Origin of the sequence: Pseudopontixanthobacter vadosimaris, from assembly GCF_012979275.1 — a bacterium.
In the GTDB taxonomy this organism is placed as follows: Bacteria; Pseudomonadota; Alphaproteobacteria; order Sphingomonadales; family Sphingomonadaceae; genus Pseudopontixanthobacter; species Pseudopontixanthobacter vadosimaris.
Genome location: NZ_JABASZ010000027.1, coordinates 1 through 7,997, shown reverse-complemented (window position 1 = coordinate 7,997; position 7,997 = coordinate 1). Strand labels below are relative to the sequence as shown.

The following is a 7,997-nucleotide window of genomic DNA, read 5'->3' as shown; positions in this document are numbered from 1 at the left end:
GTAGCAGTGGGCCGATCAAAGCCCACTCGTCACCCGACACACCAACCCGCTCACCCAATGCTGCCTCCAAAAGGTAGCCTTGAATCAGCGGTCGAGTCTCAGGTCAAGCTTTGTCCACGAAGCCTAGTCGCGATATTCCTGCAACACGCAGCCATAGCCTTCGCGATAGGTTGCCGTATCGCTCTTCAGCAGCGGGAAGCTGGCGGTGACGCTTTTCGAGGCCAGATCTTCGGAAAGCGAGATGGCTTCCATCCCGGCCATTCGGTCCTTTTCGCAATCTTCGATGTCGCGTCCTGCGACGAAACGGCATGAACAACCGACCCGCGCAGCATATGCCGTGCCCGCGCTGCTGTAGCCCTGAATGGGCGCGCGGTAATGATAGGCAAAACCTGCCGCGATCAGGCCGATTATCAGCGCGATCCACCACCCTCGCCGCGATGACCGGACTCCAGCTCCGCCCCGGCCACGCACGGAGGCGCGCGCGGTGCCGCCGCGCCGGCGATTGCCGGGTGCGAGGCGTTTCTGTTTTGTCGTTGCCAAGCGGGAAACCTCCATGCCAGTGACGCCCCCATGACGCTGCGGCCCGCCCCCCTTATCGCCTGCCTTGCCCTGCTGCCAAGCCTCGGCGCGTGCAGCGACGAAGCGGCAACCCCCGAACCCCTGTCGAGCGCCGCGCTGGCCGCCGTCAGCGAAAATCCGGGCGCTCCGACGGAACAGCTCGCCCGTGCGGTGGACGATCTCTTCGCCGATGAGGACCGGCTGGGCGAAACCCGGGCGCTGGTAGTCATGCATGAAGGCGAGGTCGCAGCGGAACGCTATGGCCCCGGCTATGGCCCGGAAACCCGCTTCGTCAGCTGGTCCATGGCAAAGACCATCACGGCGGTGATGATCGGCATGCTGGTCGCCGACGGGCGGCTGAACCTGGACGAGACCCCGCCCATTCCGCGCTGGCAGCGCCCCGGCGACCCACGCGGCGACATCACCCTGCGCCAGTTGCTGCAGATGCGGTCCGGCCTGCGGCACACCGAAGCGGGCGATCCGCCTTACGAATCGTCCGAAGTGCGGATGCTGTTCCTGGACGGCCGCGACGACATGGCCGATTGGGCGGAAAGCCAGCCGCTGGAGGCCGAGCCGGGCCGCAAGTTCGAATATTCGAGCAACACCACCGTAATCCTGGCCGACATTGCCGCTCGCGTGTTGACGAAGAGCGACGATCCCGACGTGCGGCGGGAGGCCGTGTCTTCCTATCTGCATGCCCGTCTGTTCGATCCGCTGGACATGGACTCCATGGTGCCGGAATTCGACGCCAGCGGCACGCTGATCGGCGGCAGCCTGATCCACGGTGATGCCCGCGACTGGGCGAAATTCGGCGAATTCCTGCGCCACGGAGGGTCTCATCGCGGCGCGCAACTGGTTCCGCGCAAGTGGGTGGAATTGATGACCAGCCCCAGCCCGCGCAGCCCGCAATATGGGGCGCAGACGTGGCTGAACCGGGCCACGGGAGAAAGCGACCACCCGCTGTTCCCGAATCGCGCACCCGATTCGATGTTCGCGGCGATCGGCCACATGGGCCAATATGTGCTGGTTTCGCCGGATCAGCGGCTGACGCTGGTACGGCTGGGCCATTCCGATGCCGTGCAGCGCCCGCCGATGCTGCAGGAACTGGCCGATATCATGGAACTGTACCCCAGCCGCTAGGGCTGCGTCAGCCAGGTACGCGAAACCGCCCCTCGACGATGGTGACGCAGGATCCCGTCAGCACGGCGCGGTTCTCTTGCAGCCGGCACATGGCGTCCCCGCCCCGGCGCGAGGCCTGATGGGCGGTAAATTCCGCCCGCCCCAGCCGATCCGCCCAGAAGGGCGTCAGCGTCGCATGGGCCGATCCGGTGAAACTGTCCTCATCCACGCCGCCGCCCGGCACGAAGACCCGGCTGACGATATCGCTCTTCGTGCCCGGCGCGGTGCAGATGAACTGATTGTCGCCCAGCTTCTCCAGCCCGCGAAGGTCGGGGGCAAGGGCGCGAACGCTCGCCTCGTCCGGGTAGAGGAAGATGTCGTAGCCATCCGGATTGCGCCAAATCTCCAGCGGAGCAGACCGGAGCAGCGCTGCGGCCTCGGCCCATTCGCCCCTGGCCGTACGGATCGCCGGCAGGCTCAGTTCGTAGCCGCTGTCGCCGCTCCGCACTTCGAGAACGCCCGCCTGGCGCGTACGGAACCGCACCGACGCGCCACCATCGCGGGACAGCACCACATGGCCGCTCGCCATCGTGGCGTGGCCGCACAGGCGCACCTCTTCGGTGGGCGTGAACCAGCGCAGTTCCCAATCCGCCTCATCTGTCCCGTCGCGGACGATGAAGGCAGTCTCGGCAAAATTATTCTCGGCGGCAATGGCCTGAAGCGTGGCGCCCGGCAACCAGCCGTCCAGCGGCATGACCGCAGCCTGATTGCCGGTAAATGGCCGGGCGGCTCCGGCAGGATCGGCACAGGTGAAGGCATCGACGTGCCAATATTCCAGATCGGCGGCGCTCATCCTCGGTTTCCCTTTTCCAGCGAATCGAACAGATTTTCCTCGACCAGCGGATCGTCCGGCTTGTCGACATGGCCTTCGGGGTCGATGTGGATCAGCAGTTCCATGCCGGGAAAGTGCCGGCACAGATCGCGCTCCACGTCCTCCATGATGTCATGCGCCTCCTGCACCGTCATGCGCGCCGGCATATCAACATGGAACTGCACGAAATCCTGCGCGCCGCTGGTCCGGGTCCGCAGATCGTGCAGATTGCTGAGTTCGGGGTGAGTCGCGGCGATCTCGACGAAGCGCTGCCGCTTTTCCTCCGGCCATTCGCGGTCCATCAGGTGATCCACCGCCTCCAGCCCCGCGCGCCAGGCACCCCAGGCCAGCCAGGCGGCGATGGCAAGGCCGATCACCGGGTCCGCCGCGCCCAGCCCGAGATATTGATCCAGCACCAGCGCGGCGATCACGGCGGCATTGAGCAGCAGGTCGGACTGGTAATGCACATTGTCCGCCTTGATCGCGACCGATCCGGTGCGGGCAATGACATGGCGCTGCCAGGCGATCAGCGCGAAAGTGGCGACGATCGCGGCGATGGAGACCGCGATGCCGTCCCCTGCTGCTGCCGTGCGCCCCCCGCCCGCGAGTTGCACCGCAGAACGCCAGGCGATGGCGGCCGCCGAGACGCCGATCAGCATCACCTGGAACATGGCGGCCAGCGCCTCGGCCTTGCCGTGGCCGAAGCGGTGTTCGCGGTCCGCCGGTTGCGCGGCGATCCAGACGCCCGCCAGGGTGGCGACACTGGCAATCAGGTCCAGCCCGGTATCGGCCAGGCTGCCGAGCATCGCGGCGCTGCCCGTGCGCCAGGTGGCCCAGCCCTTCAGCACCGCCAGGAACAGCGCCGTGGCGATGGAGGCATAGGCGGCGCTGCGGGTCAGCGCGGCATCGCTGGTCGGCGCGGTCACGGGTAGAGCAAGGTGTCTGACCACCCTGCCGCATCCGCATGCCGCGTGAACAGGCGGCGATCGTGCAGGCGGTTTGGCCGGTCGAGCCAGAACTCCATTCGTTCGGGCCGCAGGGTGAATCCCGTCCAGTGGTCGGGGCGCGGTATGTCGCCTGCGGGAAAGCGCGCGGCGATCCCGTCGATTCGGGCCAGGTAGGTCGCGCGGGTGGGCAGGGGCCGCGACTGGTCGGACGCCGCGGAACCGATCTGCGCATCGCGGCTGCGCGAATGGAAATAGGCATCGGCGCGTGCCGCACTGACTTCCCGCAGCGGCCCCTCGATACGAATCTGGCGGCGCAGGCTCTTCCAGTGGAACAACAGCGCGGCATGGCCATTGGCGCGGATTTCTGCACCCTTGCGGCTTTGCATATTGGTATAGAAGGTGAAGCCCTCATCCGCCGAATGGTCTTTCAGCAGCACCATGCGGACCGAAGGGATTCCGTCCGGCGTGGCGGTCGCCAATGCCATGGCATTGGGATCGTTCGGCTCGCTGCCCTGCGCCTCTGCAAACCAGGCAGCGAACAGGCGATACGGATCGCCGCCCAGACTGTCCGCCGCCGGTATCGCGCTGTCTGTCAGATCGTCCGCCATTGTCGCTTCCTGTTCCGCCCTGCCCGATCATCGTTGCGATAAAGCCGGCCCTAGCTCCATCGGCGCGGCGAGGAAAGTGTCGCAAGCCATTGCGGCGCGCTTGCGCTGCGGCGGTGCATTACCTAGCTGTCACACCATGGCCGACCCCTATCAGACACTTGGTGTATCCCGTTCCGCATCCGAAAAGGATATCAAGAGCGCCTATCGCAAGCTGGCGAAGGAATTGCACCCCGACCGCAACAAGGACAATCCGCAGGCGTCGGAGAAATTCAGCCAGGTCACCAACGCCTATGACCTGCTATCCGATGCGGACAAGCGCGCCCGTTTCGACCGGGGGGAGATAGACGCCGAAGGCAATCCGACCAGTCCGTTCGGCGGCGGAATGGGCGGCGGTTTCGGCGGCCGGGGTGGCGGCCGTTCGGCAGGCGGGCCGCAGGGCGGCTTCAGGGCAGAGGATTTCCAGGGTTTTGGCGGGGCGGGCGAACCCGATCTCGGCGATATTTTCGAAGGTCTGTTCGGCGGCCGTGCGGGCGGGCCGGGCGGGAGCATGGGTGGGGGCTTTCAGGGCCGCAGACCGCCCCCGCCGCAGAAAGGGGCCGACATCCAGTACCGTCTGCGCGTGCCCTTCACCGATGCGGCCGTGCGGGCCGATCAGCGTATCACGCTTGCCGACGGCAAGACCATCGATCTGAAACTGCCTGCCGGTGTGGAAGACGGAACCCAGATGCGGCTGAAGGGCAAGGGGCAGCCCGGCCCCGGCGGCGCTGGCGACGGGCTGGTCACAATCAGTATCGATGCGCATCCCTTCTATCGGCGCGAAGGCGACGATGTGGAGATGGCCTTGCCGATCACCCTGGACGAGGCGGTGAACGGCGCGAAAATACGCGTTCCCACCGTCGACGGGCCGGTGATGATGACCATCGCCCCCGGGACAAGCGGCGGCAAGGTCCTGCGCCTGAAGGGCAAGGGCTTCACGACCAGGGCCGGAAGCCGGGGCGATCAGCGGGTAACGCTGCAGATCGAACTGCCCGGCGACACCGCAGACCTTGCAAAGCGTCTGGAAGGCTGGAAAGACGGCGGCAACCCGCGCAGCGATCTGGGGGTCTGACAATCCGCGACAGGCCGCCATTCCGGCGCATCATGCAGACGGGGTAGGATTGGTCGACAGCACGATTGCCCCGCCAGAAGAACGCCTTCCCGAAGATCTGACGCCCGAGGCAAGGCGCCAGCAGGCTTTGCGGCACCGAGTCACGCGCAGGGTCGGGCCGGGCAGCCGGACTTGGGAAGTGCTACGGCGGGTGGCGATCGGCACGTATAATGACGGTTTCATTCACGCGGGCAATCTCGCCTATATGGCGTTGCTGGCGATTTTTCCCTTCTTCATTACCGGGGCAGCGATCTTCTCGGTTTTCGGGGAAGAAAGCGAACGCGCGGCGACCATCAACGCCATCCTCCTCGCCCTGCCGCCAGTCGTCGCCGACGTGATCGAACCGGTCGCGCTGGATGTGATCGACGCCCGCAGCGGCTGGCTGTTGTGGATCGGCGGCGCGGTCGGCCTGTGGACGGTGTCGAGCCTCGTCGAAACGATCCGCGACATCCTGCGCCGGGCCTATGGCACGATGGCGACGCTGGCGTTCTGGCGATACCGGCTGCTGTCCTTCGGCATCATCCTGGCTGCGGTCGTCATCCTGATGCTGTCGCTGATCGCGCAGGTGGTGATCGGTGCCGTTCAGGAGGTGATTTCCGCGTATATCCCCGATCTGGTGAATGCAGCCACGCAGTTGCAGCTCACCCGGATCGTGCCCGCACTGGGCCTGTTCGGTTCGATCTACCTGCTGTTCTACACGCTGACGCCGCATGAATATCGCGACCGTGCCTATCCCAAATGGCCCGGTGCGCTCACCGTCACCCTCTGGTGGGTGGTGGTGACCATGGCGCTGCCGCCTGTCCTGCGCAGCTTTTTCACCCTCGATCTGACTTACGGCAGTCTGGCCGGGATCATGATCGCGCTTTTCTTTTTCTGGCTGGTCGGGCTAGGGGTCGTGGTCGGCGCGGAACTGAACGCGGCACTGGCGGAAACGCCGGAGGAAATCGACGTCATCGGCCAGGCGGACGAACGCCGGCGGCGGGAAAAAGCGATGGAGGAAGGCGCGGGATGAACGGGTTGATGCACGGCAAGAGAGGCCTCGTCATGGGTCTTGCCAATGACAAGTCGCTCGCCTGGGGCATTGCGAAGAAGCTGGCGGAGCACGGGGCCGAGCTCGCCTTTTCCTATCAGGGGGATGCCCTGAAAAAACGGGTCGAACCGCTGGCGGCGCAGCTTGGCAGTGATTTCATCTTCGATTGCGACGTATCCGACATGGCCGCGCTGGACAGCGCCTTCGATACGCTGAAAAGCCGCTGGGATACGCTGGACTTCGTTGTTCACGCCGTCGGCTTTTCCGACAAGAACGAATTGCGCGGTCATTATCTCGACACCAGCCTCGATAATTTCCTGATGACGATGAACATCTCCGCCTACAGCCTGGTCGCCGTGACGAAACGCGCGGCGGGGATGATGCCGGAAAGCGGCGGGTCGATCATCACGCTGACCTATTACGGCGCGGAAAAGGTCATTCCGCATTACAATGTCATGGGCGTGGCGAAGGCGGCACTGGAAACCAGCGTGCAATATCTCGCCAACGACCTCGGTCCGCGCAACATCCGGGTAAATGCGCTCAGCGCCGGGCCGGTCAAGACGCTGGCCGCCAGCGGCATCGGCGATTTCCGCTACATCCTGAAATGGAACGAGCTGAACGCCCCGCTGCGCCGCAACATCACCATAGACGATGTCGGCGGTGCCGGACTCTATTTGCTGTCCGATCTGTCATCGGGGGTGACTGGCGAGGTTCACCATGTCGATGCAGGCTACCATCTTGTCGGCATGAAACAGGAAGATGCACCCGATATCGGCTTGGCATAGGCTCTGTACCTGTCCACGTGATTTTCCCGGGCTGGATGCACTGATCCAGCGGCAATGCTCAGGAGGCCTTGCCGCGCATGATCCAATCTCGTTATCGAAAGGCGCAGATGCGCCGGATCGAGCCATATCTCTCGCTGCTGCGTAAGGTGCTGCGGGTTCATCATCGGGGGATCGATGCCGGGATCATCTTCGTAATCAGGAGCCGGTTGCGCCGGCAGGACGCACCGCGCTCGGGTGGTTCCGACATCCGCTGGTCCCGTCCTTGAGAGCACTGGAGCGCCGTTAATTAGCTGGTGCTATGCAATGTATCTCCCTTGCACGGCGGGCCGACATGGGGACGGGACTTTTCACGTGAACACCAAGGGGTAGACGGGATGCAGCAATGCGATGTGCCGGCGAACAATGGTGCGAACAACAAAGATGATCCCGCTGGCCCTGCGGCAATTGATGGGACAGCGAGATCCAGACTCATCCGACAAAGACCGTGGTAACCTGATCGCTTCACCTGCGTAGATATGTTCACTGCATGGCTGTTGGAGCCAGGGGCGTGCGGAGCACGATCGACGTGATGAACTCCGCGCAAGGTCTTTAAGAACTTTTCAAGCTGGGCTGCTCAGAAGCTTATTCGCGCCCGACGCTGTGGTAGGTGAAGCCAGCGGCGCGCAGGGCCTCCGGCGAATAGATGTTCCGCAGGTCGACCATGACAGGTGATCGCACCAGGCCCTTGACCCGGTCGAGGTCGAGCGCGCGGAACGCATCCCATTCGGTGGCCAGCACGATCGCATCGGCCCCCTCGATCGCGGCGTAGGGGCTGCTGGCCATTTCCACATTCGGCATCATCGGGCGCGCCAGATCCATCCCTTCCGGATCATAGGCGGTGACCTCCACCCCGGCATCGTTCAGCGTCTGCGCCACGGCGATGGCGGGCGAAT

10 protein-coding genes are annotated in these 7,997 nt (G+C 64.7%); 5 read left to right on the top strand and 5 right to left on the bottom strand.

Annotated features, from left to right (window positions below; translation table 11 throughout):
* Nucleotides 1–123: 123 nt before the first annotated feature.
* Complete coding sequence (locus HG250_RS06655; protein WP_338103875.1) at nucleotides 124–540, bottom strand: SurA N-terminal domain-containing protein; 417 nt, start codon at nucleotides 538–540, stop codon at nucleotides 124–126.
* A gap of 30 nt (nucleotides 541–570) precedes the next feature.
* On the opposite strand from HG250_RS06655, the gene HG250_RS06650 reads away from it, so the two are divergent.
* On the top strand, nucleotides 571–1,698 hold the full coding sequence (locus tag HG250_RS06650) for a serine hydrolase domain-containing protein (protein WP_170004012.1): 1,128 nt from the start codon (nucleotides 571–573) through the stop codon (nucleotides 1,696–1,698).
* A gap of 7 nt (nucleotides 1,699–1,705) precedes the next feature.
* On the opposite strand, the gene HG250_RS06645 is transcribed toward HG250_RS06650, so the two are convergent.
* From HG250_RS06645 to pdxH, 3 genes are read right to left on the bottom strand one after another with little or no spacing between them, the layout of a single operon-like run.
* A complete protein-coding gene (locus tag HG250_RS06645; protein ID WP_170004010.1) occupies nucleotides 1,706–2,530 on the bottom strand; it encodes a PhzF family phenazine biosynthesis protein in 825 nt (274 codons plus the stop codon).
* Nucleotides 2,527–3,474, bottom strand: a complete 948-nt coding sequence (locus HG250_RS06640; protein WP_170004008.1) for a cation diffusion facilitator family transporter — start codon at nucleotides 3,472–3,474, stop codon at nucleotides 2,527–2,529. The genes HG250_RS06645 and HG250_RS06640 overlap by 4 nt, the downstream gene beginning before the upstream one ends.
* Nucleotides 3,471–4,103 (bottom strand): pyridoxamine 5'-phosphate oxidase, encoded by a 633-nt coding sequence (pdxH, locus tag HG250_RS06635; RefSeq protein WP_170004006.1) that lies wholly within the window; start codon nucleotides 4,101–4,103, stop codon nucleotides 3,471–3,473. Before pdxH ends, HG250_RS06640 begins: the two co-directional genes overlap by 4 nt.
* 136 nt (nucleotides 4,104–4,239) lie before the next feature.
* Here pdxH and HG250_RS06630 point away from each other — a divergent pair, with 136 nt between their 5' ends.
* The 4 genes from HG250_RS06630 (at nucleotide 4,240) to HG250_RS06615 (ending at nucleotide 7,331) form a co-directional block, all read left to right on the top strand.
* Nucleotides 4,240–5,211 carry a DnaJ C-terminal domain-containing protein gene (locus HG250_RS06630; RefSeq protein ID WP_170004004.1) on the top strand — a complete coding sequence of 324 codons (972 nt, stop codon included), beginning with the start codon at nucleotides 4,240–4,242 and terminating at the stop codon, nucleotides 5,209–5,211.
* Nucleotides 5,212–5,260: 49 nt separating this feature from the next.
* Nucleotides 5,261–6,262, top strand: a complete 1,002-nt coding sequence (locus HG250_RS06625; protein WP_205763553.1) for a YihY/virulence factor BrkB family protein — start codon at nucleotides 5,261–5,263, stop codon at nucleotides 6,260–6,262.
* A complete protein-coding gene (gene fabI, locus HG250_RS06620; protein ID WP_170004002.1) occupies nucleotides 6,259–7,065 on the top strand; it encodes an enoyl-ACP reductase FabI in 807 nt (268 codons plus the stop codon). The genes HG250_RS06625 and fabI overlap by 4 nt, the downstream gene beginning before the upstream one ends.
* 77 nt (nucleotides 7,066–7,142) lie before the next feature.
* Entirely contained in the window at nucleotides 7,143–7,331 is a 189-nt protein-coding gene (locus tag HG250_RS06615; protein WP_170004000.1) for a hypothetical protein, read from the top strand.
* Between the two features lie 355 nt (nucleotides 7,332–7,686).
* Here the strand turns inward: HG250_RS06615 and HG250_RS06610 are convergent.
* On the bottom strand, nucleotides 7,687–7,997 hold a 311-nt coding region (locus tag HG250_RS06610), incomplete at its 5' end, for a UDP binding domain-containing protein (RefSeq protein ID WP_277348082.1).

Bases quoted from the DNA above. Each gene is read 5' to 3' on its own strand.
- HG250_RS06650 (WP_170004012.1), top strand. From the start codon at position 571: ATGACGCTGCGGCCCGCCCCCCTTATCGCCTGCCTTGCCCTGCTGCCA.
- HG250_RS06645 (WP_170004010.1), bottom strand. From the start codon at position 2,530: ATGAGCGCCGCCGATCTGGAATATTGGCACGTCGATGCCTTCACCTGT.
- pdxH (WP_170004006.1), bottom strand. From the start codon at position 4,103: ATGGCGGACGATCTGACAGACAGCGCGATACCGGCGGCGGACAGTCTG.
- HG250_RS06630 (WP_170004004.1), top strand. From the start codon at position 4,240: ATGGCCGACCCCTATCAGACACTTGGTGTATCCCGTTCCGCATCCGAA.
- fabI (WP_170004002.1), top strand. From the start codon at position 6,259: ATGAACGGGTTGATGCACGGCAAGAGAGGCCTCGTCATGGGTCTTGCC.
- HG250_RS06615 (WP_170004000.1), top strand. From the start codon at position 7,143: ATGATCCAATCTCGTTATCGAAAGGCGCAGATGCGCCGGATCGAGCCA.